The 21,905-nt window shown below is 65.3% G+C and carries 18 protein-coding genes; 9 read left to right on the top strand and 9 right to left on the bottom strand.

Features of this window, described 5'->3' with window-relative positions:
• The first annotated feature begins 3 nt into the window (after window positions 1-3).
• Window positions 4-1,455: a MocR-like transcription factor YczR gene (yczR, locus tag AC3DE2_RS00250; protein ID WP_488424534.1), complete on the top strand. Its 1,452-nt coding sequence runs from the start codon at window positions 4-6 to the stop codon at window positions 1,453-1,455.
• A gap of 351 nt (window positions 1,456-1,806) precedes the next feature.
• Here the strand turns inward: yczR and AC3DE2_RS00245 are convergent, their stop codons facing one another.
• From AC3DE2_RS00245 to glmS, 4 genes are all read right to left on the bottom strand, one after another.
• Window positions 1,807-2,211: a hypothetical protein gene (locus AC3DE2_RS00245; RefSeq protein ID WP_295382897.1), complete on the bottom strand. Its 405-nt coding sequence runs from the start codon at window positions 2,209-2,211 to the stop codon at window positions 1,807-1,809.
• Window positions 2,212-2,441: 230 nt separating this feature from the next.
• A complete protein-coding gene (locus AC3DE2_RS00240; RefSeq protein ID WP_295382895.1) occupies window positions 2,442-2,705 on the bottom strand; it encodes an XAC0095 family protein in 264 nt (87 codons plus the stop codon).
• A 309-nt stretch (window positions 2,706-3,014) separates the two neighbouring features.
• A complete protein-coding gene (locus AC3DE2_RS00235) occupies window positions 3,015-4,115 on the bottom strand; it encodes a RelA/SpoT domain-containing protein (RefSeq protein ID WP_488424533.1) in 1,101 nt (366 codons plus the stop codon).
• A gap of 205 nt (window positions 4,116-4,320) precedes the next feature.
• A complete protein-coding gene (gene glmS / locus AC3DE2_RS00230; protein ID WP_488424532.1) occupies window positions 4,321-6,147 on the bottom strand; it encodes a glutamine--fructose-6-phosphate transaminase (isomerizing) in 1,827 nt (608 codons plus the stop codon).
• Window positions 6,148-6,339: 192 nt separating this feature from the next.
• On the opposite strand from glmS, the gene AC3DE2_RS00225 reads away from it, so the two are divergent.
• From AC3DE2_RS00225 to AC3DE2_RS00195, 7 genes are all read left to right on the top strand, one after another.
• On the top strand, window positions 6,340-7,617 hold the full coding sequence (locus tag AC3DE2_RS00225) for an efflux RND transporter periplasmic adaptor subunit (RefSeq protein WP_488425225.1): 1,278 nt from the start codon (window positions 6,340-6,342) through the stop codon (window positions 7,615-7,617).
• 93 nt (window positions 7,618-7,710) lie between these two features.
• Complete coding sequence (locus AC3DE2_RS00220) at window positions 7,711-8,439, top strand: ABC transporter ATP-binding protein (RefSeq protein ID WP_295376546.1); 729 nt, start codon at window positions 7,711-7,713, stop codon at window positions 8,437-8,439.
• Between the two features lie 10 nt (window positions 8,440-8,449).
• The gene (locus AC3DE2_RS00215) at window positions 8,450-9,751 is read left to right on the top strand and encodes an ABC transporter permease (RefSeq protein ID WP_488424531.1); all 1,302 of its coding nucleotides are present in this window, start codon (window positions 8,450-8,452) and stop codon (window positions 9,749-9,751) included.
• An 89-nt stretch (window positions 9,752-9,840) separates the two neighbouring features.
• Window positions 9,841-11,067 (top strand): ABC transporter permease, encoded by a 1,227-nt coding sequence (locus AC3DE2_RS00210; protein ID WP_295376542.1) that lies wholly within the window; start codon window positions 9,841-9,843, stop codon window positions 11,065-11,067.
• 63 nt (window positions 11,068-11,130) lie between these two features.
• On the top strand, window positions 11,131-12,357 hold the full coding sequence (locus tag AC3DE2_RS00205; RefSeq protein ID WP_488424530.1) for an FtsX-like permease family protein: 1,227 nt from the start codon (window positions 11,131-11,133) through the stop codon (window positions 12,355-12,357).
• 2 nt (window positions 12,358-12,359) lie between these two features.
• Window positions 12,360-13,697, top strand: a complete 1,338-nt coding sequence (locus AC3DE2_RS00200) for a sigma-54-dependent transcriptional regulator (protein ID WP_295376538.1) — start codon at window positions 12,360-12,362, stop codon at window positions 13,695-13,697.
• Window positions 13,694-15,031, top strand: coding sequence for a sensor histidine kinase (locus tag AC3DE2_RS00195; RefSeq protein WP_488424529.1), 1,338 nt, complete (start codon window positions 13,694-13,696; stop codon window positions 15,029-15,031). The genes AC3DE2_RS00200 and AC3DE2_RS00195 overlap by 4 nt, the downstream gene beginning before the upstream one ends.
• A 345-nt stretch (window positions 15,032-15,376) precedes the next feature.
• On the opposite strand, the gene glmU is transcribed toward AC3DE2_RS00195, so the two are convergent.
• Window positions 15,377-16,744: a bifunctional UDP-N-acetylglucosamine diphosphorylase/glucosamine-1-phosphate N-acetyltransferase GlmU gene (gene glmU, locus AC3DE2_RS00190; protein WP_488424528.1), complete on the bottom strand. Its 1,368-nt coding sequence runs from the start codon at window positions 16,742-16,744 to the stop codon at window positions 15,377-15,379.
• A gap of 92 nt (window positions 16,745-16,836) precedes the next feature.
• On the opposite strand from glmU, the gene AC3DE2_RS00185 reads away from it, so the two are divergent.
• Complete coding sequence (locus AC3DE2_RS00185) at window positions 16,837-17,220, top strand: GtrA family protein (RefSeq protein ID WP_488424526.1); 384 nt, start codon at window positions 16,837-16,839, stop codon at window positions 17,218-17,220.
• Between the two features lie 109 nt (window positions 17,221-17,329).
• Here AC3DE2_RS00185 and AC3DE2_RS00180 read toward each other — a convergent pair whose 3' ends face one another.
• The 4 genes from AC3DE2_RS00180 to atpA all read right to left on the bottom strand — a co-directional run bounded on the left by AC3DE2_RS00180 (window position 17,330) and on the right by atpA (window position 21,847).
• Window positions 17,330-17,752 carry a F0F1 ATP synthase subunit epsilon gene (locus AC3DE2_RS00180; protein ID WP_141454320.1) on the bottom strand — a complete coding sequence of 141 codons (423 nt, stop codon included), beginning with the start codon at window positions 17,750-17,752 and terminating at the stop codon, window positions 17,330-17,332.
• 149 nt (window positions 17,753-17,901) lie between these two features.
• Window positions 17,902-19,302 (bottom strand): F0F1 ATP synthase subunit beta, encoded by a 1,401-nt coding sequence (gene atpD, locus AC3DE2_RS00175; protein ID WP_295377399.1) that lies wholly within the window; start codon window positions 19,300-19,302, stop codon window positions 17,902-17,904.
• A 39-nt stretch (window positions 19,303-19,341) separates the two neighbouring features.
• Window positions 19,342-20,205, bottom strand: a complete 864-nt coding sequence (gene atpG, locus AC3DE2_RS00170; protein WP_488424525.1) for a F0F1 ATP synthase subunit gamma — start codon at window positions 20,203-20,205, stop codon at window positions 19,342-19,344.
• 94 nt (window positions 20,206-20,299) lie between these two features.
• Complete coding sequence (gene atpA / locus AC3DE2_RS00165; protein ID WP_488424524.1) at window positions 20,300-21,847, bottom strand: F0F1 ATP synthase subunit alpha; 1,548 nt, start codon at window positions 21,845-21,847, stop codon at window positions 20,300-20,302.
• Window positions 21,848-21,905: the final 58 nt, after the last annotated feature.

The raw sequence follows: 21,905 nt of genomic DNA, 5'->3' as shown, positions 1-21,905 counted from the left end.
CCCATGAACCGCGCCCTGGCCCCCGAACGCCTCGCCACCCTGGTCGGCGACTTCAACCGCTCCCCCGCCTATCGCGGCCTGCGCCAGGCGCTGCAGGAACTGATCGGAGACGGCCGCATCCCGCTGGGCACCCGTCTGCCCAGCGAACGCGCCGTCACCCTGGCGCTGGGCGTCTCGCGCAACACCGTCACCCGCGCCTACGCGGATCTGATCGCCGCCGGCTTCGCCAGCGCGCGGCAAGGCGCGGGCACCTATGCGACCGTGCCGGTGGATCGCCGTCGCGCGCACGATCACGCCCTCCACGCGCTCGCCCGCGGCGGCTCTCCCGAAGGTGGCATCGATCTGAACTGCGCGGCCGGCGCGGCGACGCCCGGCGTGGCCGCCGCCTACGAGCGCGCGCTGGCCGTCCTGCCGTCCTATCTGGGCAGCGATGGCTATCTGCCCTCGGGCCTGCCCAACCTGCAGGCGATGATCGCCGCGTCGTACGTTCGACGCGGCGTGCCGACCGCGCCGGAACAGATCATCGTCACCTCCGGCGCCTTGTCGGCGCTGGCCATCGTCGCCCGCGCGCTTTCGCGTCCAGGCGATCGGGTGATGCTCGAATCGCCGGTGTATTCCAATGCCATCGAAGCGCTGCGCCTGGGCGGCGGCAAGCTGATCAGCGCGCCGCTGGCCAATCCGCTGGGCGAGGACGGCTGGGACCTGGAGGGCATCGAAGCCACCTTGCGGCAGACCTCGCCGCACCTGGCCTACTTGATTCCGGATTTCCAGAATCCCACCGGCTTCCTGATGAGCGACGCCACCCGCGCGCGCTATGCCGCCGTGCTGCGGCAGGCGCGCACCACCGCCATCGTCGACGAAACCCTGCAGTCCACGGCGCTGTCGGACGCACCGATGCCCGCCCCTTTCGCCGCGTACGCCGCCGACGCCATCACCCTGGGCAGCGCCTCCAAGCTGTTCTGGGGTGGCCTGCGGGTGGGCTGGATCCGCGCACCGCGCGATCTGCTCAGCCGGTTGATCAGCGCACGCGTGCAATTCGACCTGGGCAGCTCGCTGTTCGACCAACTGGTCGTCGCCGAATTGCTGGCCCAGCCCGACATCCTCGCCCGTCGCCGCGAACAACTGCGCCAGCGCCGGGACGCGTTGGTGGACGCCCTGCGTGAACACCTGCCGGACTGGCGCTTCCGCGTGCCCGCCGGTGGCCTGACCTTGTGGGTGCAGTTGCCACACGGCAGCGCCACCCGCCTGTGCGCGGAGATGGAACGCAACGGCATCCATCTCGCTCCCGGCCCGGTCTTCAGCGTGGAAGGCGGCACCGACGGCTGGCTGCGGATTCCGTATGCGAAGTCGGAAGAGGAGCTGGTGCGTGCGGTGCGGGAAGTGGCGAAGGCATGGGCGGTTGCGCCACGCGATATGCCGGGTCGCCACGAGGTATCGCGGCGTTTGATTGCCTGAGGGAGCCGCAGCAGCCGTTTTTGTTTTCCGATATTGCTTTCCTACCTCGGGCGGCTATCTCTTGCTGAAAAGCAAATCCCCCTCAGTCCCCCTTCTTCGAAGGGGGAGGCAAAAGCGCGTTTCCGTCGCACCTAACGCGCACTCGCAGTGCCATCATCATCCGCGGCACGTGGCACGTGGCGCCAGTGGTTCTCCAGAAAGGACATCCCGGCGGGATAGCCCCCTTTGAAAAAGGGGGCGGGCGCCTGCGCAGCAGGCGACGGGGGATTTGCTCTTCGCGTTGAAAACAAGGATCCCACAAGCCATTCCAGCCAGGGTCAGACGCGCAAGAAGCGCAGCGGACCCGCCGACCTACGCAGTCCGCCCCACACCGTGACTCCACATCGGCCGGTACGCCGCCCGATGCCACCAGGCCAGCAGCAGCAACCAGGCCAGATGGAACGTTCCCCACGCCGCGTTCTGGTTGAGCAGCAGATGGAACAGGAAGATGCCGGCCACCAGCGGAAACAACACCACGATGCCCAGCGGCGCAGTGCGCCGGACCAGCAGGAGCAGGCCGCCCACCAGGCAGGTGGCGGCAATCATTGGATCGACGATGCCGCTGGCGCTCAACGCGGTGGTCAGGGCGCGGGCGGGAGGCGTTTCCTCGGGTACGACCCAGGGCTTTCCCAGGATCCAGTGGATGAACCAGGAACCACCCACGTAGACGTAGAACAGACCGAACAACCAGCGCATCACCGCGATGAGCTTGCCCATGCCTTCCTCCCAGGATTGTGGTTTGGAAAACCGCTTGTCCATTCCTGCTACGTCGCGGGAAGCGACTATCGGACAGCGTCCGACGCCTTTGGGAGGTCGTCAGGCGTTCAAATGCCTCCGGCATGGCGTTTCCCGACATGGCGGGATTCCAGTGACAATGATCCGACATCCCGGGATGTCGGATCGGGCACCTTGCGCAGGGGCGCCGGGTACTGGCGAATGCCAGTGGATCAGTGTTGGGTGTCGGGTTTCGGCGGCGGCATCCACGCCATCGTGTCGAGAACGTGCTTGGCCTGCGTGGCGAACGCATCGAAACTGGCGTACCAGTCCTTGATGGGAACATGCGGTTCCTCGCCATCCTCCACGCCCTGGCAAGCCAGGCTCAGATGGCTCATCAAACGAAGCTGGCCGTGCAGGCAGCGCAAGCGCAGATAGCCGTCGTCGGTCAGCAGGTAACCGGAACGGCGATCGGGCGGCGGTTGGGTCTTGCTCATGCGGTACTCCTTTTCCGTGTGAAAACCCGCCTACGGAAATGCAGACGGGTGTCGGGAGGTTAGGAAAACCGCGTAGTGTCGGCGGGCATATTCCCTCTATCGAGGTCTTGTATTAGCCGCCCTCCCGACCTGGAACTGCAGAACGTCGGAAGTACCGGTGATGCCGGTACGAAATAGCCATCGAAATTCATTGAACTGGCTTCGCACTACGTTGGAGTTCCTACGCTCCGGGAACGGAGTGTGCTGAGTGATGCGCAGTGATTCAATAGATCTGACTTCAAAGTTAGTCGTCTCCTATGAATCCTAGCTTCATGGAGATCTTCTATGCCTTTTTACGAACTCAGCAATATTACTTAAGAAATGCTCCGTATCCAAATAGTAGTTTGGGTATGACTCGCGCAATGACTTAAATGATTCGGCACCAACAAGAACTGCTTGAGCCCCAGAGTAATTAACCAAATCCGGAAAAAGCGGCAACTGCGGTCCATTTACCTTCATTGGAATAAGTCGCTCATAACGCTCGTACTCACGGTAAGCTTCGTCTGCGTTTCTCTTTGAAAAATAGAATACCTGCAATTCCGGCTGAGCAGGCAGAAGAACCAAGAGAAAGTAGCCATCCTTTCTTAACCCTACGCTCTCCGTTTCCTTTAAAGCGTCCCGATATGAATTAAGTTTCTTGGATACTTGAAGCTTCTTATCCAGGGCCACAATGTTTCTAGCGATTACCCCGAGCGACTGAGGGATGATGGTAGTAAAAAAAGGCTTCTCCATGTATTCCAACGCTAATGAAGCATTCTGAAAGTAGGACAGCCACTGCTCTTCGCCCTCGCTCGACTTCAGAGCCTGACCAATTACAGCCCCAACCGTTTCTACCGCAGTCGCCCAAGAGTGTTGCGTCAAAGTTCTAGCTTGAACCTCGATTAGAAGCTTGTTGTATTTCGGATATTTCTTGCTGTTGTATCTAAGAACAATATGAAGACTTCTATAGCCTGATTTTTTTGGAGACCTAATGTAGTCATCTACTTGGACGACCTCATACTGCCCATTTTTGTCAAGGTAGGATTCCTTTAAGCGGTAAACGGAATCAACTGTATCAAGAACGGCGCGACAACCACCCGTATCTTGCATTTGGGTAAGCCTCATTTTCGGCTCACGAATGAGTTTAGATAGAATCGATCTTGACCTTTTTAGGCGCTGAACAACCAATGCATCTCCATCAATCCGTTTTGCCTTCAGCTTGAGTCCAACGGTTATCGAATTGAGCGGAAAGGCATGAAAAGACCTCCAATCATTAACGATCGCGAGGACGTCTTCCATTTGTTCGGGCATATCAGCAAGGGAAACCAAGTCTCGCCCCGCTTTGTCGACTTTGGTCCGACTGTGCTTTAGATCAACCCGTAACGTCGTCATAGTGCATTACTCTCATTGCGTTCCATTTATGTCGACCTTCCCTCGGGCTAGATGCTGGACTCTAGCCATGAATCTGCACACAAGACACAGCACCACCTAGCGTCGACTTCTTCTACGATCGGATTCCAATCAACAACTGTATTCGCCCAAAACGCTTTAGCTACACAATAAAGCACAAGGGCCGCTTTCGCGGCCCTTGTCTTGATTATTCCACCGTCACCGATTTCGCCAGGTTGCGTGGCTTGTCCACGTCCGTTCCTCTCGCGAGCGCCGTGTGGTATGCCAGCAACTGGACGGGAATGGTGTGGACCACCGGGCTGAGGACGCCGGTGTGGCGCGGGGTGCGGATGACGTGCACGCCTTCGGACTCGGTGAAGTTGCTGTCCTGGTCGGCGAACACGAACAGTTCCCCGCCGCGGGCGCGGACTTCCTGCATGTTGGACTTCACCTTTTCCAGCAGGATGTCGTTGGGGGCGATGACGACGACCGGCATGTCGGCGTCGACCAGCGCCAGCGGGCCGTGCTTGAGTTCACCGGCCGGATAGGCCTCGGCGTGGATGTAGGAGATTTCCTTGAGCTTGAGCGCGCCTTCCAGGGCGATCGGGTAGTGCAGGCCGCGGCCGAGGAACAGCGCGTCGGACTTGGGTGCGAAGCGTTCGGCCCAGGCGGCGATCTGCGGTTCCAGGTTGAGCGCGTGCTGCACGCTGCCGGGCAGGTGGCGCAGCTGTTCCAGATAGTCGGCTTCCTGCTCCGGGGTGACCTTGCCGTGCAGCTTGCCCAGCACCACGGTGAGCTGGAACAGCGCGGCCAGCTGGGTGGTGAAGGCCTTGGTGGAAGCCACGCCGATTTCCGCGCCGGCGCGGGTGTAGCAGACCAGTTCGCTGGCGCGCGGGATGGCGCTCTCCGGCACGTTGCAGATCGACAGGCTGTGCTGGTGGCCCAGCGACTTGGCGTACTTCAGCGCCTCCATGGTGTCCAGGGTTTCGCCGGACTGGGAGATGGTGACGATGAGGTGCTTGGGATTGGCGTAGGCGGCGCGGTAGCGGTATTCGCTGGCGATTTCCACGCTGCACGGCAGCCCGGCGATGGCCTCGATCCAGTAGCGCGCGGTCATGCCGGCGTAGTAGCTGGTGCCGCAGGCGAGGATCTGCACGCCCTCGATGTCCTTCAGCACCGCTTCGGCGTTGGCGCCGAACAGGGTGGGCAGGAAGCCGCCATCGATGACCGCCTCGATGGTGTCGGCGATCGCGCGCGGCTGCTCGTGGATTTCCTTCTGCATGAAGTGGCGGTACGGGCCCAGTTCCAGCGAGGCCAGCGATACGTCGGAAACGTGCACCTCGCGCTCGACCGGCTGGTCGTTGCCGTCGAACACATGCACGGCCTGGCGGGTGACTTCGGCGGTGTCGCCCTCTTCCAGGAAGATCACCCGGCGGGTGGCCTGGATGATGGCCGAGACGTCCGAGGCGATGAAGTTCTCGCCCTCGCCCAGGCCGATCAGCAGCGGGCAGCCCATGCGGGCGCAGACCATGCGCTCGGGCTCCTTGCGGCTGACCACGGCCAGCGCATAGGCGCCGGTGAGTTCCTTGACCGTGCGCTGCAGCGCGGCGAGCAGGTCGTCACCGCCCTTGAGGTGGTGGTGCATCAGGTGGGCGATGACCTCGGTGTCGGTCTGCGACTCGAATTCGTAGCCCAGCGCGCGCAGCTTCTCGCGCTGCTCCTCGTGGTTCTCGATGATGCCGTTGTGCACCAGCGCCACACCGTGGCTGATGTGCGGGTGGGCGTTGGCCTCGGTGACCCCGCCGTGGGTGGCCCAACGGGTGTGGCCGATGCCCAGGCTGGCGTTGAAGCCCTCGGCGGCGGCGGCGCTCTCCATCTCCGACACGCGGCCGGTGCGGCGCACCCGGCGCACGTCCTTCTGCTCGACCACGGCGATGCCGGCGGAGTCATAGCCGCGGTATTCCAGCCGCTTCAGTCCCTCGATGAGTACCGGTACCACGTCGCGATCGGCGATCGCTCCCACAATCCCGCACATAGAGTCTTGTCCACCTGAGTCAAAACGAGTCCGGATTGTACCGGGGGTGGACAGAACGGACAGTGTCCGCGCCGGTGTCCGCGGACACCCGGACACCGTTCCGACGCCCCTCTCCCCCTTTGCAATCAACCAGTTGCGATTGGCACGCATTCTGCATTGTTGGGGCGTCTTCCCAATAAACGCATGCCATCGATGATTCGGGACACCTCCGCGCAAGACCGCCCCCTAGGCGCCGGCCCCGCCGCCGCCGCCAACCGTCCGTGGAAGCGCTGGCTGCTGCCGGCCGCCGGTGGCCTGGCCCTGCTGCTGGTCATCGTGTTCGCGGTGCGCGGCTGGGTGGGCGGCAGCCGTTCCTTCGACGGCGCGCGGGTGCGCATCGCCGAGGTCAAGCGTGGCGATCTGGTCCGCGACATCTCCGCCGATGGCCGCCTCATCGCCTCCAACAGCCCCACCCTGTACGCCATCGCCGGCGGCGTGGTGACCCTGAAGGTGGTGGCCGGCGACAAGGTGACCAAGGGCCAGGTGCTGGCCGAAATCGACAGCCCAGAACTGCGCAGCAAGCTGGCGCAGGAGCAGGCGGCGCTGGCCGGCCTGGAAGCCGAGGCCAGCCGCGCCACCCTGGATGCGGCGGTGACCCGCGCCAATGCCCAGAAGGCGCTGGACCAGGCCGACATCGATCGCCAGGCCGCCCAGCGCGATCTGGAACGCTACCAGCGCGGCTTCGACGGCGGCGCGGTGCCGCAGATCGACGTGGCCAAGGCCAAGGACGATCTGCGCAAGACCGAGATCGCGATGGACCACGCCCGCAAGGACGTGAACCTGCAGGGCCAGGGCGCCAGCCTGGATGCCCGCAACAAGCAGCTGCTGGCCGAACGCCAGCGGTCCATCGTGGCCGAGGTGCAGCGCCAGGTGGATGCGCTGACCCTGCGTTCGCCCTTCGATGGCCAGGTCGGCCAGGTGCAGGCCGTGCAGCGCTCCAACGTGGCGATCAACGCGCCGGTGATGAGCGTGGTGGATCTGTCCAGGTTCGAGGTGGAGATCAAGGTGCCGGAGAGCTTCGCCCGCGACCTGGCGATCGGCATGCCGGCGCAGCTGACCAGCAACGGCCAGCCGTTCCCGGGCGAAATCTCGGCGGTCTCGCCGGAAGTGGTGAACGGCGAGGTCAACGCGCGCATCCGCTTCAGCGACAAGCAGCCGCCCGGCCTGCGCCAGAGCCAGCGCATGAGCGCGCGCATCCTGATGGACACGCGCCGCAACGTGCTGATGGTCGAGCGGGGTCCGTTCGTCGAGCAGTCCGGCGGCCGCTACGCCTACGTGATGGACGGCAGCTCCGCCGTGCGCCGTCCGGTCGAGCTGGGCGTCAGCAGCCTGAGCGCGGTGGAGGTCATCAGCGGCCTGCAGCCGGGCGACAAGGTGGTCGTCTCCGGCAGCGACCAGTTCGGCGACGCCGAGCGCGTCTCGATCAACTGACCACCCGAATCGAATCTTCCGTTTCCTGTTTTCGTATCCGTCGTTCCGTATTCCCGGACTTCCATGTTTCGCACACACCAGAAGGACTTCGCCATGCTCGAGATGCGTTCGGTTTCCAAGGTCTACCGCACTTCCCAGGTGGAGACGCACGCGTTGCGCTCCCTCGACCTGCACGTCCGTGATGGCGAGTTCGTCGCGGTGACCGGTCCGTCGGGTTCGGGCAAGACCACCTTCCTCAACATCGCCGGCCTGCTGGAAACCTTCACCGGCGGCACCTACACCCTGGACGGCCAGGACGTGAGCGGACTGTCGGACGACGCGCGCAGCAAGCTGCGCAACCAGAAGATCGGCTTCATCTTCCAGAGCTTCAACCTGATTCCCGATCTGAACCTGTTCGACAACGTCGACGTGCCGCTGCGCTATCGCGGCATGAGCGCCGCCGAGCGCAAGCAGCGCATCGAGGACGCGCTGACCCGGGTCGGCCTGGGCTCGCGCATGAAGCACTACCCGTCGGAACTGTCCGGCGGCCAGCAGCAACGCGCGGCCATCGCGCGCGCCCTGGCCGGCACGCCGAAGATCCTGCTGGCGGACGAACCGACCGGCAACCTGGACTCGCAGATGGCGCGTGGGGTGATGGAACTGCTGGAGGAAATCAACAGCCAGGGCACCACCATCATCATGGTCACCCACGATCCGGAACTGGCCGCGCGCGCGCAGCGCAACGTGCACATCGTCGATGGCGCCGCCACCGACCTGACCACCGAACCGCGATTGATTTCCACGGTGGGCCTGGACGTCAACCTCGCTCCCGCCCAGGCCTGAGGAGCTGACCATGTTCGGTTACTACTTCCAGCTCGCCCTGCGCAGCTTCAGGCGCAACAAGGTGCTGACCGCGCTGATGGTGCTGGCCATCGCGCTGGGCATCGGCGCCAGCATGACCACCCTGACCGTGTTCTACATCCTGTCCGGCGATCCGATGCCGGGTCGCAGCCACACCCTGTTCTATCCGCAGATGGATCCCCAGACCATGGATGGCTACGTCGCCGGCGAGGAGCCGGTGGAACAGGTCACCCGTTTCGACGCCGAGGCGCTGCTGCGAGAGAAGAAGGGCGATCGCCAGGCGTTGATGACCGGCGGCGGCATCAGCATCGAACCGGAGAAGCAGGGCCTGTCGCCGTTCGTGGTGGACGCGCGCTACACCTCGGCCGACTTCTTCCCGATGTTCGACGCCCCGTTCGACCACGGCAATGGCTGGACCGCCAAGGAGGACGACGCCCAGGCACGGGTGGCGGTCATTTCCAAGAAGCTCAACGACAAACTGTTCGACGGCGGCAACAGCGTGGGCAAGTCGATCCGCATCGACCAGCACGAGTTCCGCGTGATCGGCGTGCTGAAGGACTGGCGCCCCACCCCGCGCTTTTATGACATGAACAGTGATCGCTACGGCGAGGTGGAACAGGCGTTCCTGCCGTTCTCCACCGCCGTGAACCTGAAGATGGGACGCAACGGCTCGATGGACTGCTGGGGCGACAGCAACGGCGACGAGACCGGGGTCAACGCGCCCTGCGTGTGGATGCAGTACTGGGTGCAGCTGGACTCGCCGGAGAAGGTGGAAGCCTATCGGCAGTACCTGGTGAACTACTCCGATCAGCAGCGCCGTTCCGGCCGTTTCGAGCGCCCGACCAACGTGCGCCTGCGCAACGTCATGGCGTGGCTGGACTACAAGCGGGTCGTGCCCAATGACGTGCGCCTGCAGACCTGGCTGGCATTCGGCTTCCTGCTGGTGTGCCTGATCAACACGGTCGGCCTGCTGCTGGCCAAGTTCATGCGCCGCTCCAGCGAAATCGGCGTGCGCCGCGCGCTGGGCGCCTCCAAGGGAGCGATCTTCACCCAGGCGCTGGTGGAGGCCGGCACCATCGGCCTGGCCGGTGGCCTGCTCGGACTGGGACTTGCCTTGCTGGGCCTGTGGGCGGTGCGCCAGCAGCCGGCCAGCTACGCCGAACTGGCGCATCTGGATCCGGTGATGCTGCTGACCACGTTCGGCCTCGCCATCCTGGCCAGTGTCCTGGCGGGCCTGCTGCCCGCCTGGCGCGCCTGCCAGGTGACCCCGGCCATCCAGCTCAAATCCCAATGATCCAGCGGCCGGTCCGGCCGGGGCGCACGCGGTAGCTCTCTCTCCCGCGCAACCCTCGGCCGGTTCGGCAACTTCCCGGAGCACACCTCATGGATATCCGCCCCATCTTCTCCGCGCTGCGCCGGCACAAGACCGCCGCCGCGCTGATCGTCATCGAGATCGCGCTCAGCTGCGCGATCATCTGCAACGCCCTGTTCCTGATCAACGGACGGATCGAACGCATGGACCGCGTCAGCGGCCTGGCCGAGAACGAGGTCGTGCGCGTGCAGCTGACCGGCATCGGCCAGGACGACAACGCCGAAGCACTGACCAAGACCGATCTGGCTTCCCTGCGTTCGATTCCCGGCGTCAAGTTCGCCTCGGCGACCAACCAGGTCGCGTTCAACAACAGCTCCTGGAACAGCGGCGTCCGCCTGCAGCAGGACCAGACCCACCAGAACCTCAACGCCACGGTGTACATGGCCGACGATCAGATGATCGATACGCTGGGCCTGAACCTGGTGTCCGGCCGCAAGTTCAATGCCGATGAATTCATCGAGTGGGAGACACTGAACAAGCCCGACGTCAAGGTCAACATCCCGTCGGTGATCATCACCCGCAGCATGGCCAAGGCGCTGTACCCGGATCAAGATGCGCTGGGCAAGACGTTCTACAGCTGGGGCAACGAGCCGATCAAGATCGTGGGCATCGTCGACCACCTGGTGCGTCCCAGCGATCAGGGCGGTCCGACCGCATACGAGTATTCGATGATCTTCCCGATCCGGGTGCACTACAACGTCGGCGGCCATTACCTGCTGCGCACCGAACCTGGCCGCCGCGCCGAAGTGCTGAAGGCCGCCGAGGACGTGCTGCTGAAGAACAGCCCGAACCGCATCATCCTGGAGAAGGACACCCTGGAGGAAATGCGCCAGAACTTCTACCGGCAGGACCGCTCGATGGCCTGGCTGCTGGTGGCGGTGTGCGTGGCATTGCTGATCGTGACCGCCCTGGGCATCGTCGGCCTGGCCAGCTTCTGGGTGCAGCAGCGCTCCAAGCAGATCGGCGTGCGGCGGGCGCTGGGCGCGACCCGGCGACAGATCCTGCGCTACTTCCAGACCGAGAACTTCCTGCTCGCCTCGCTGGGTATCGTCATCGGCATGGCCCTGGCCTACGGCATCAACCAGATGCTGATGGGCAAGTACGAGTTGGCGCGGTTGCCGCTGTACTACCTGCCGGTGGGCGCGGTGCTGCTGTGGCTGCTGGGCCAGGCATCGGTGCTCGGCCCCGCCCTGCGCGCGGCGTCGGTACCGCCGGCGGTGGCGACCCGCAGCGCCTGATCCGCTTCGCCCACCATCGACTCCCCGCCTGACGGCGGGGAGTCCTCTTCCGCCGGGTGAACCATGGACCTCCGTTCCCTGTGCCGCCTTCCGCGGCTGCCGCTGTGCCGTCATCGCGGCCTGGCCACGCTGCTGGTGCTGGAAGTCGCGGTCGGTTTCCTGTTGCTGTATCTCGCCTGGCAGGCACAGGCGAACTGGCGGCATGCGCGGCAAGCCCCCAGCGGCGTCGACGAAACCGCCTTGCTGGTGGTGCCGCCCATGGGCGGCGCCGGCGACGTGATCGACGTGCCGGCGTTGACCCGGGCCGTGCGTGATCTGCCCGGCGTGCGCGCCGCCATCGCCTGCAACCAGGTGCCGTATGCGCGCAATTCATGGAATGCGTCGATCGGTACCCGCCTCCCGATCGGCCGGAACCTGATCGCCAGTCTCTATATGGGCGGCTCCGAACTGCCGGCCACGCTTGGCCTGCGGATCAGCGCCGGACGCGGGCTGCGGGCCGGCGAAGAGGAAATCATGGCGGCCCATTCCCGGCGAGATGCCGAACTGCCGGCAGTGATCACCCGCACCCTGGCCGATCAGCTCTATCCCGGCCAGGCGGCCGTGGGGCGGCCGATCGTCGGCCTGCCACGGCCGGTACGCATCGTCGGCATCGTCGAGCACCTGCCGCTGCCGCTGGGCAGCCTGGGGAATGCCACGCCCGGCGCGGCGATGCTGCTGCCGTTGCGACCCGGTGACGCGTCCTGGGCGCATCTGCTCATTCGCACCGATCCACGCCAGCGCGATGCGGTGGCGCGACGGGTCCATGCCTTCCTGGTCGCGCGCCATCCCGCACGCCCGGTGGCCATGCCGTTGCGCGTGGACGAGATGCGCCTGCTGACCCTGCATGCGGAAAATCGCTGGCGGTGGACGACGCTGGCCTGCGCCGCCGGCTGGTGGCTGCTGACCCTGCTGAGCCTGGGCGTGGCCGGTCATTTGTGGGTGCAGCAGAGCGCGCCGCGGATCAGCCTGCATCGCGCGGTCGGCGCCACCGCGCGGCAGATCCGGCTGGCGGTGCGCTGGGAGCATTTCCTGATCGCCCTGGCCGGCATCGTCCTCGGCGCGTTTGCCGCGCGCGAACTGTTCCATCGCCTGCCCGCGCCATGGACCGCCGAACCGGCGTCGCCGTGGTGGTTGGCCGGCGCCGCGCTGCTGATCGTGGCGGCGTCGCAACTCGCCGCCACCTGGCCGGCGTGGCGCGCCTCCGGTGTCGCGCCCGAGCGCGTGACACGCAGGCCGTGGGTTAGGCTATAGGCATGCCCACCATCCTCGTCATCGACGACAACCGCGCCGTCAGCACCGCGCTGGAAGTCCTGTTTTCCCTGCACGACATCACCACCCTGCATGCCGAGTCGCCGGAGGCCGGCCTGGCCACGCTGCGGCAGGAACCGGTGGACCTGGTCATCCAGGACATGAACTTCTCCGCAGACACCACCTCCGGGGCGGAAGGCGAAGCGCTGTTCGCCGAAATCCGCGCGCAACATCCGGACCTGCCGGTGATCCTGCTGACCGCCTGGACCCACCTGGAAGCGGCGGTGAACCTGATCAAGGCCGGCGCGGTGGATTACATCGCCAAGCCCTGGGACGATCGCAAGCTGCTGGCGACGGTCAACAACCTGGTCGAACTGTCGGAAGCGCGCAGCGAACTGGATCGTCGCCGCAACCGCGAACGGCGCAGCCGCGAACAACTCGCCTCCCGTTACGACCTGCGGGGACTGGTGTTCGAGGATCCGGCCAGCGAACGCATGATCGCGCTGGCCTGCCAGGTGGCGCGTTCGGATCTGCCGGTGCTGATCACCGGTCCCAACGGCAGCGGCAAGGAGAAGATCGCCGAGATCATCCAGGCCAATTCCAGCGTGAAGACCGGTCCGTTCGTGACCCTCAACTGCGGCGCATTGCCGTCCGAACTGATCGAGGCCGAACTGTTCGGCGCCGAGGCCGGCGCCTACACCGGCGCCAACAAGGCGCGCGAAGGCAAGTTCGAGGCCGCCGACGGCGGCACCCTGTTCCTCGACGAAATCGGCAACCTGCCGCTGGCCGGGCAGATGAAGCTGCTGCGCGTGCTGGAAACCGGCCGCTTCGAGCGCCTGGGCTCCAACCGCGAGCGCCGGGTGACCGTGCGGGTGATCAGCGCGACCAATGCCGATCTGCCGACCATGATCCGCGAAGGCAGCTTCCGCGAGGATCTGTACTACCGGCTCAACGCGATTGAACTGAACCTGCCGCCGCTGGCCGAACGGCCGGGCGACATCCTGCCGCTGGCTGAGCATTTCCGACCCGCCGACAAACCGATCGGCGAGTCCGCGCGAACCGCGCTGGCGCGGCATGGCTGGCCAGGCAACGTGCGCGAACTGCGCAACGTGATGCAGCGCGCCGGACTGCTGGCGCAGGGCGCCCGCATCGAAGCCGACGATCTCAACCTGCCCCGATCGGCGCCGGTACGCAGCGCCCCCGTCGACGAGCCCGACAAGGCAGCGCTGGAGAACGCGCTGGCGCGGGCCGGCGGCGTGATCGCGCAGGCCGCGGCCGAACTGGGCCTGAGCCGGCAGGCGCTGTACCGGCGCATGGACCGCTACGGTATTCCCCGCGAATGATCCGCCGCTCGCTCGCCGGTCGCCTGCTGCTGTGGCTGCTGCCCTCGATGGCGGTGGCCATCGGCCTGCCGCTGCTGCTGCATCGCTGGCTGGGCGATGACCGGCTGGCTTTCCTGCTGTCGGCCCTGATCGCCCTGCCGCTGGTGATGCTGGCGGTGCGGCGTGCGCTGGCACCGATGAACTCGCTGTTCCGGGCGCTCTCCGGCAGCGTGAACAGCTATCGCGACGGCGAGTACAACTTCGGCATCCACTGGGACAGCCCGGACGAGCTGGGCGGGCTGGTGGCCTCGCATGGCGAGCTGGGCGACGTGCTGCGCGAGCAGCGCCAGAGCCTGGTCCAGCGCGAATTGCTGCTCGATACGATGGTCCAGAACACGCCGGTGGCGATGCTGTTGCTGGCCACCGGCGGCGACAGCGTGCGCCGGGTGGTGTTCGCCAATGTCGCCGCGCGCAAGTTGCTGCACGGTGGCTGGAAGCTGGAAGGACAGAATTTCGACTCGCTGCTGGAGAACGCGCCGCTGGAAATGCGCGAAGCGCTGGCACGCGGTGGCGACAGCCTGTTCGCGGTGGCGCAGGCGGACAGCGACGAGGAAGAACAGGTCTACCACCTGGCGCGCCGCTATTTCCGCCTCAATGGCCGCCGCCACGAGCTGCTGCTGCTGCGCCTGCTGACCAGTGAACTGCGCCGGCAGGAAGTAATGACCTGGAAGAAGGTCATCCGCGTGATCAGCCACGAGCTCAACAATTCACTGGCGCCGATCGCCTCGCTGGCGCATTCGGGCAGCGAACTGACCCGGCGCGGTCGCCATGACCGGCTGGAGGAGATTTTCTCCACCATCGAGGATCGCGCCCGCCACCTGGAAGGCTTCATCCGTGGCTACGCGCGTTTCGCCAAACTGCCGCAGCCGCAGTTGCAGACCGTCCACTGGAACACCTGGCTGGAAGGCTTGCGCCGGCAGATCACGTTCCAACTGGAAATACCGGACGAGGATCTGAGCAGCCGCATCGATCCGGCGCAACTGGAACAGGCGCTGCTCAACCTGTTGAAGAACGCACACGAATCCGGTTCCGCGATGGACGGCGTGGCGATGAAGGTCACCCGCCTGCCGGAATGGATCCGGCTGGAAGTGATGGACCGCGGCAGTGGCATGAACGACGCGGTGCTGCAGAACGCGCTGGTGCCGTTCTACTCCACCAAACGCAACGGCACCGGCCTGGGCCTGGCGCTGACCCGCGAAATCGTCGAGGCCCACGGCGGCCGCCTGTCCCTGCACAACCGCGAAGGCGGCGGCCTGTGCGTGGCGATCCAACTGCCGGACAATCCGGTTGCTTGAAGCCTTTCGGCGGCTCCAAATCCCCCTGTGGGAGCGACATAAGTCGCGATACATGGAATACCGGCACAGGGCGTGGTGCGAATGCGCTTGGAGCAAAATGCTCGCGACTCACGTTGCTCCCACAAGACAGATTACGGGGCAGTAAGGCGGGGCTCGCGCCGCTGCACGAAAATCGTCGCCCTGTAGGAGCGACGTCAGTCGCGACCCTCCAGCATGCCCGACACCTGTCCCTTGTCACCGGGCGACGAACGGCGCCACGGAATACCGCCAGGTCATCCTTCGCCCATGGCGGCCTGGTCGCGACTCATGTCGCTCCTACGACGCGCTTGTCCGCCCGGCTCCGCCTCAGGATTTCTTCTTGGGCCGCTGCCAGCCCTCCACGCTCATCTGCCGGCCGCGGGCGATGGTGAGCTGGTCGGCGGGCGCGTTCTTGGTGATCACCGAACCCGCGCCGATGGTCGCGTTGTGGCCCAGGGTCACCGGTGCCACCAGGGACGAGTTGGAACCGACGAACACGCCGTCCTCGATGGTGGTGGTGAACTTGTTGATGCCATCGTAATTGCAGGTGATGGTGCCCGCGCCGATGTTGACGCCGGCGCCGATGACGGCGTCGCCCAGATAGGTCAGATGGTTGGCCTTGCTGCCCTTGCCCAGGGTGATCTTCTTGGTTTCGACGAAATTGCCGACGTGCACGCCATCGGCCAGCACCGTGCCCGGGCGCAGGCGCGCATAAGGGCCGATCTGCGCGGCGTCACCACCGATCACGCCCTCCAGATCGCAATGCGCGCGCACCACGGTGCCGGCGCCCAGCTTGACGTCCTTCAGCCGGGTGAACGCACCGATGCGCACGCCGTCGCCGAGGTCGACCTCGCCTTCCAGGATCACATCGACGTCGATCTCGACATCGCGCCCCACCTTCACCGTGCCGCGTTGATCGAAGCGCGACGGATCCAGCACACGGGCACCCTGGGTGCACAGCGCGCGCGCGGCGCGCAGCTGGTAGGCGCGCTCCAGCTGCGACAGCTGCCAGGGATCATTGGCGCCCTCGGCCTCGACGGGATCGGCCACCAGCACCATTTCCGCCGGACTGAACTCGCCCGCCGCCGACGCGAAGATGTCGGTCAGGTAGTACTCGCCCTGGACGTTGTGGTTGGACAGCGCCGACAGCCAGCGACGCAGGGCAGTGGATTCAGCGGCGATGATGCCGGTGTTGATGGTGCGGACGCGGCGTTGTTCGTCGCTCGCGTCCTTGTGTTCGACGATGGCCGCGACCCGGCCTTCGGCGTCGCGCAGCACGCGCCCGTAACCGCTGGGATCCTCGGGCTCCGCCACCAGCACGGCGACCCGGCCCGGCGCGGCCAGCAGCTTCTGCAGGGTTTCCGCCCGGGTCAGCGGCACGTCGCCGTACAGCACCAGCACGCTGGCCGCGTCCGGCACCTGCGGCATGGCCTGGGCCACCGCGTGGCCGGTCCCGAGTTGCTGCGCCTGGTGCGCCCACTGCAGATCGGCCTGATCGGCGAACGCCGCCTGCACCTGGTCTCCCCCATGCCCGTACACCACGTGGATGCCGGCCGGCGCCAGCGCCCGCGCCGCTTCGATGACGTGGGCCAGCATCGGCCGCCCGGCGATGGGCTGCAGCACCTTGGGCAACGCCGATTTCATGCGCTTGCCCTCGCCGGCGGCGAGGATGATGACGTGCAGGGGGTGGGACATAGGGCTTCCTGTAGGGGTGTTTCCTTGAGGGTCGATTCTACGGCACGTCAACGGTTAGCATGTCCGGCCACCCACGCCCGCCTCCACTGCCCGTGAGCCTGCTGAAGCAAGGACCCCGCTACGTCGCCGCCGGAATCGCGCAGTTGCTGGTGGATTGGCTGGTGTTCGTCGTCCTGAGCGCCCTCGGGTTGCCGGCCGCACCAGCCAACCTTGCTGGCCGCGTATGCGGTGCGCTGCTCGGTTTCTGGCTCAACGGGCGCTGGACGTTCGCGCAGCAAGGCCGACCGAAACTGGGTTGGCATCGCCTGTTGCGATTCATCCTGGTCTGGCTGGCACTGACCTTGGTCAGTACCTGGCTGGTGGCCGCCATCGCATCCGGCCCGGGACTGAAGCAGGCCTGGCTGGCCAAGCCGGTCGTGGAGGCCACCCTGGCGCTGGTTGCCTTTTTCCTGTGGCGGTACGTGGTCTACCGCTAGTCAGGCGTGGACGCAGGGCCGACTTTCGGCGAAGCCACGGGAATGTCGTCCCCAAAAAAAGAAAAAACGCCGGCGGTGCCGGCGTTTTTCGTAGTGCGAACCGGACCTTTCAGTGCTTCAAGTTCTTGCGCAGGCGTTCCAGCGCGCTGAGCTGGGCGATGCTCATGGCCAGTTGGGCCTGGGCTTCCTCGGCGCTCATCTTCGGGTCCTTGTTGGCCAGGACGCGCTCGGCTTCTTCCTTGACCTTGCGCACCGAGGCTTCGTCGATGTCCTGGGCGCGGATCGCGGTGTCGGCCAGCACGGTGACGACCTGCGGCTGCACCTCCAGGATGCCGCCGGAGATGGCGAAGTCCAGGTGCTCGCCGCTCGGCAGCGTCACCACCACCTTGCCCGGCTTCAGGCGGGTGATCAGCGGCGCGTGCTTGGGGGCGATGCCCAGTTCGCCGAGCTCGCCGGTGGCGACGACCAGGGTGGCTTCACCGTGGAAGATTTCCTGCTCGGCGCTGACGATGTCGCAACGGATGGTGCTCATGGTGTTCCTCGCTGCGCGAGGCGGGATTGGGGATCCGGGATTGGGGATTCGGGAAGCACCGAAGCATCCCATCGCCCACACCCGATCCAGCACCTATCCCGCTCTTGCGAATCTCTAATCCCGAATCCCTAATCCCGAGAAGAGGACGCTTACGCGCCCATCTTCTTGGCCTTCTCGACCGCTTCCTCGATGCTGCCGACCATGTAGAACGCCTGCTCCGGCAGGTGGTCGTACTCGCCATCGACGATCGCCTTGAAGCCGCGGATGGTGTCCTTCAGCGCGACGTACTTGCCCGGCGAACCGGTGAACACTTCGGCCACGTGGAACGGCTGGCTGAAGAAGCGCTCGATCTTGCGCGCGCGCGACACGGCCTGCTTGTCCTCTTCGGACAGTTCGTCCATGCCCAGGATCGCGATGATGTCCTTCAGTTCCTTGTACTTCTGCAAGGTGGCCTGGACGCGGCGGGCGGTGTCGTAGTGCTCGTGGCCGATCACGTTCGGGTCGAGCTGGCGGCTGGTGGAGTCCAGCGGATCCACGGCCGGGTAGATACCCAGCGAGGCGATGTTGCGCGACAGCACGACGGTCGCGTCCAAGTGCGCGAAGGTGGTCGCCGGCGACGGGTCGGTCAGGTCGTCCGCGGGCACGTACACGGCCTGGATCGAGGTGATCGAACCGGTCTTGGTCGAGGTGATGCGTTCCTGCAGGACGCCCATCTCCTCGGCCAGGGTCGGCTGGTAACCCACCGCCGACGGCATGCGGCCCAGCAGCGCCGACACTTCGGTGCCAGCCAGGGTGTAGCGGTAGATGTTGTCGACGAACAGCAGCACGTCCTTGCCCTTGCCCGAAGCGTCCTTCTCGTCGCGGAAGTATTCGGCCATGGTCAGGCCGGTCAGCGCGACGCGCAGGCGGTTGCCCGGCGGCTCGTTCATCTGGCCGTACACCATCGCCACCTTGTCGAGGACGTTGGAGTCCTTCATCTCGTGGTAGAAGTCGTTGCCCTCGCGGGTACGCTCGCCCACGCCGGCGAACACGGACAGACCGCTGTGCGCCTTGGCGATGTTGTTGATCAGTTCCATCATGTTGACGGTCTTGCCGACGCCGGCGCCGCCGAACAGGCCGACCTTGCCGCCTTTGGCGAACGGGCACATCAGGTCGATGACCTTGATGCCGGTTTCCAGCAGGTCGTTGGCCGAGGACTGGTCTTCGTACGACGGGGCCGCACGGTGGATTTCCCAGTGGTCGCTGGCCTGCACCGGGCCGGCTTCGTCGATGGGCGTGCCCAGCACGTCCATGATGCGGCCGAGGGTGCCGTTGCCCACCGGCACCGAGATGGCGCGACCGGTGTTGACTGCGACCAGGTTGCGCTTCAGGCCGTCGGTGGAACCGAGGGCGATGGTGCGCACGACGCCGTCGCCGAGCTGCTGCTGGACTTCCAGCGTGATCGCGGTGTTCTCGACCTTCAGCGCGTCGTACACCTTCGGCACTTCACTGCGCGGGAATTCGACGTCAACCACCGCACCGATGATCTGAACGATCTTGCCCTGACTCATTGCTGCATTCCTCTAGATGAATTCTTGTGGCTACGCGCGTCAGACTGCCGCCGCGCCGCCGACGATTTCGGAAATTTCCTGGGTGATCGCCGCCTGGCGGGCCTTGTTGTAGACCAGGTTCAGCGTGCCGATCAGCTTGGTCGCGTTGTCGCTGGCCGCCTTCATCGCCACCATGCGCGCGGCGTGTTCCGACGCCAGGTTCTCCAGCACGGACTGGTACACCAGCGCCTCGATGTAGCGGGTGATCACGTGGTCAAGCACGGTGGCCGCGTCGGGTTCGTAGATGTAGTCCCAGTCGTGGTGGGCCACCTGCGTCTCCGCCGCCGGCAGCGGCAGCAGTTGGTCGAACGAGGCACGCTGGGTCATGGTGTTGACGAAACCGTTGTACACCACGAACACGCGATCCAGCTTGCCTTCGGTATAGGCGTCCAGCATGACCTTGATGACGCCGATCAGCTGGTCCAGCTTGGGGTTGTCGCCCAGGTGGGAGACGCTGCCGACCAGGTTGACCTTGATGCGGCGGAAGAACACCGAGGCCTTCTGGCCGATGGTGACCACGTCGACCTCGGCACCCTTGTCCTGCCAGCCGCGCACTTCGCCCAGCATCTTGCGGAACAGGTTGTTGTTGAGGCCGCCGGCCAGGCCGCGATCGGACGAGATGACGATGTAGCCGACCCGCTTCACTTCCGGCCGCTCGACCATGAAGGGATGGCGGTAATCGGTGTTGGCCTGGGCCAGGTGGCCGATGACCTGCTTCATCGCACGCGCGTACGGGCGCGACGTCTTCATGCGGTCCTGCGCCTTCCTGATCTTGGAAGCCGAGACCATCTCGAGCGCGCGCGTCACCTTGCGGGTGTTCTGCACGCTCTTGATCTTGGTTTTGATTTCGCGTCCGCCTGCCATCTTTCGCTCGCTTCGCTCGCTCGTGATTCGGGAGGAGGGGGAAGGCGCAAGCGCCTCAACGAATCCCCAATCCCGATTCCTTAATCCCGGCTCTTTACCAGGTCCCGGTCTGCTTGAACTCGGAGATGCCCTTCTTGAAGGCGCCTTCGATGTCGTCGTTCCAGTTGCCGGTCTTGTTGATGGTCTCGATCAGCTCGCCCTGGGTGTTGGCGAAGTGCGCGTGCAGCGCCTCTTCGAACGCCAGGATCTTGCTGACCGGCACGTCGTCGATGTAACCCTCGTTGACCGCGTAGATCGACAGGGCCTGCAGCGCGATCGGCATCGGCGCGTACTGCTTCTGCTTCATCAGCTCGGTGACGCGCTGGCCGCGCTCGAGCTGCTTGCGGGTGGCTTCGTCCAGGTCCGAGGCGAACTGGGCGAACGCCGCCAGCTCGCGGTACTGCGCCAGCGAGATGCGGATGCCGCCGGAGAGCTTCTTGATGATCTTGGTCTGGGCGGCGCCACCGACGCGCGACACCGAGATGCCGGCGTTGACGGCGGGACGGATACCGGCGTTGAACAGGTCGGTTTCCAGGAAGATCTGGCCGTCGGTGATCGAGATCACGTTGGTCGGCACGAACGCGGACACGTCACCGGCCTGGGTTTCGATGATCGGCAGCGCGGTCAGCGAGCCGGTCTTGCCCTTCACTTCGCCGTTGGTGAACTTCTCGACGTACTCCTCGGACACGCGCGCGGCGCGTTCCAGCAGGCGGCTGTGCAGGTAGAACACGTCGCCCGGGTAGGCTTCGCGGCCCGGCGGGCGCTTCAGCAGCAGCGAGATCTGGCGGTAGGCCACGGCCTGCTTGGACAGATCGTCGTACACGATCAGGGCGTCTTCGCCGCGATCCAGGAAGTATTCGCCCATGGTGCAGCCGGAGTAGGCGCTGATGTACTGCATCGCGGCCGACTCGGAGGCGGTGGCGGCGACGACGATGGTGTGATCCAGCGCGCCGTTCTCTTCCAGCTTGCGCACGACGTTGGCGACGGACGAGGCCTTCTGGCCAATCGCCACGTACACGCACTTAATGCCGGTACCCTTCTGGTTGATGATGGCGTCGATGGCCATCGCGGTCTTGCCGGTCTGGCGGTCGCCGATGATCAGCTCGCGCTGGCCGCGGCCGATCGGGATCATGGCGTCGACCGACTTGTAACCGGTCTGCACCGGCTGGTCGACCGACTTGCGCCAGATCACGCCCGGGGCGACGCGCTCCACCGGCGCGGTCTGCTTGGCGTCGATCGGGCCCTTGCCGTCGATCGGCTCGCCCAGAGCGTTGACCACGCGGCCGAGCAGTTCGCGGCCGACCGGCACTTCCAGGATGCGGCCAGTGGTCTTGGCCACGTCGCCTTCGCGCAGGTGTTCGTAGTCACCCAGCACCACGGCGCCCACGGAGTCGCGCTCCAGGTTCAGCGCCAGCGCGAAGGTGTTGTTCGGCAGTTCGATCATTTCGCCCTGCATCACGTCGGCGAGGCCGAAGATGCGCACGATGCCGTCGGACACGCTGGTGACGGTGCCTTCGTTGCGCGACTCCGCGGCCAGCTTGACCTTCTCGATGCGGTTCTTGATCAGATCGCTGATTTCAGAGGGGTTGAGCGTGGTAGCCATTTTGGTTTCCTGTAGGGTGGGGCGCGGGCCCCCCAAAGAGTAGGTGGGGCGAGGGCCC

The organism is Pseudoxanthomonas sp. 68-E7, assembly GCF_057773145.1.
The sequence above is the reverse complement of the archived record's forward strand: the minus strand, read 5'-3'. Positions and strand labels throughout refer to the sequence as shown.

Bases quoted from the DNA above. Each gene is read 5' to 3' on its own strand.
- AC3DE2_RS00235 (WP_488424533.1), bottom strand. From the start codon at position 4,115: ATGACGACGTTACGGGTTGATCTAAAGCACAGTCGGACCAAAGTCGAC.
- AC3DE2_RS00210 (WP_295376542.1), top strand. From the start codon at position 9,841: ATGGATATCCGCCCCATCTTCTCCGCGCTGCGCCGGCACAAGACCGCC.
- atpA (WP_488424524.1), bottom strand. From the start codon at position 21,847: ATGGCTACCACGCTCAACCCCTCTGAAATCAGCGATCTGATCAAGAAC.
- atpD (WP_295377399.1), bottom strand. From the start codon at position 19,302: ATGAGTCAGGGCAAGATCGTTCAGATCATCGGTGCGGTGGTTGACGTC.
- AC3DE2_RS00240 (WP_295382895.1), bottom strand. From the start codon at position 2,705: ATGAGCAAGACCCAACCGCCGCCCGATCGCCGTTCCGGTTACCTGCTG.
- AC3DE2_RS00205 (WP_488424530.1), top strand. From the start codon at position 11,131: ATGGACCTCCGTTCCCTGTGCCGCCTTCCGCGGCTGCCGCTGTGCCGT.
- AC3DE2_RS00225 (WP_488425225.1), top strand. From the start codon at position 6,340: ATGATTCGGGACACCTCCGCGCAAGACCGCCCCCTAGGCGCCGGCCCC.
- yczR (WP_488424534.1), top strand. From the start codon at position 4: ATGAACCGCGCCCTGGCCCCCGAACGCCTCGCCACCCTGGTCGGCGAC.
- AC3DE2_RS00200 (WP_295376538.1), top strand. From the start codon at position 12,360: ATGCCCACCATCCTCGTCATCGACGACAACCGCGCCGTCAGCACCGCG.
- glmU (WP_488424528.1), bottom strand. From the start codon at position 16,744: ATGTCCCACCCCCTGCACGTCATCATCCTCGCCGCCGGCGAGGGCAAG.
- AC3DE2_RS00180 (WP_141454320.1), bottom strand. From the start codon at position 17,752: ATGAGCACCATCCGTTGCGACATCGTCAGCGCCGAGCAGGAAATCTTC.
- atpG (WP_488424525.1), bottom strand. From the start codon at position 20,205: ATGGCAGGCGGACGCGAAATCAAAACCAAGATCAAGAGCGTGCAGAAC.
- glmS (WP_488424532.1), bottom strand. From the start codon at position 6,147: ATGTGCGGGATTGTGGGAGCGATCGCCGATCGCGACGTGGTACCGGTA.
- AC3DE2_RS00220 (WP_295376546.1), top strand. From the start codon at position 7,711: ATGCTCGAGATGCGTTCGGTTTCCAAGGTCTACCGCACTTCCCAGGTG.
- AC3DE2_RS00245 (WP_295382897.1), bottom strand. From the start codon at position 2,211: ATGGGCAAGCTCATCGCGGTGATGCGCTGGTTGTTCGGTCTGTTCTAC.
- AC3DE2_RS00195 (WP_488424529.1), top strand. From the start codon at position 13,694: ATGATCCGCCGCTCGCTCGCCGGTCGCCTGCTGCTGTGGCTGCTGCCC.
- AC3DE2_RS00215 (WP_488424531.1), top strand. From the start codon at position 8,450: ATGTTCGGTTACTACTTCCAGCTCGCCCTGCGCAGCTTCAGGCGCAAC.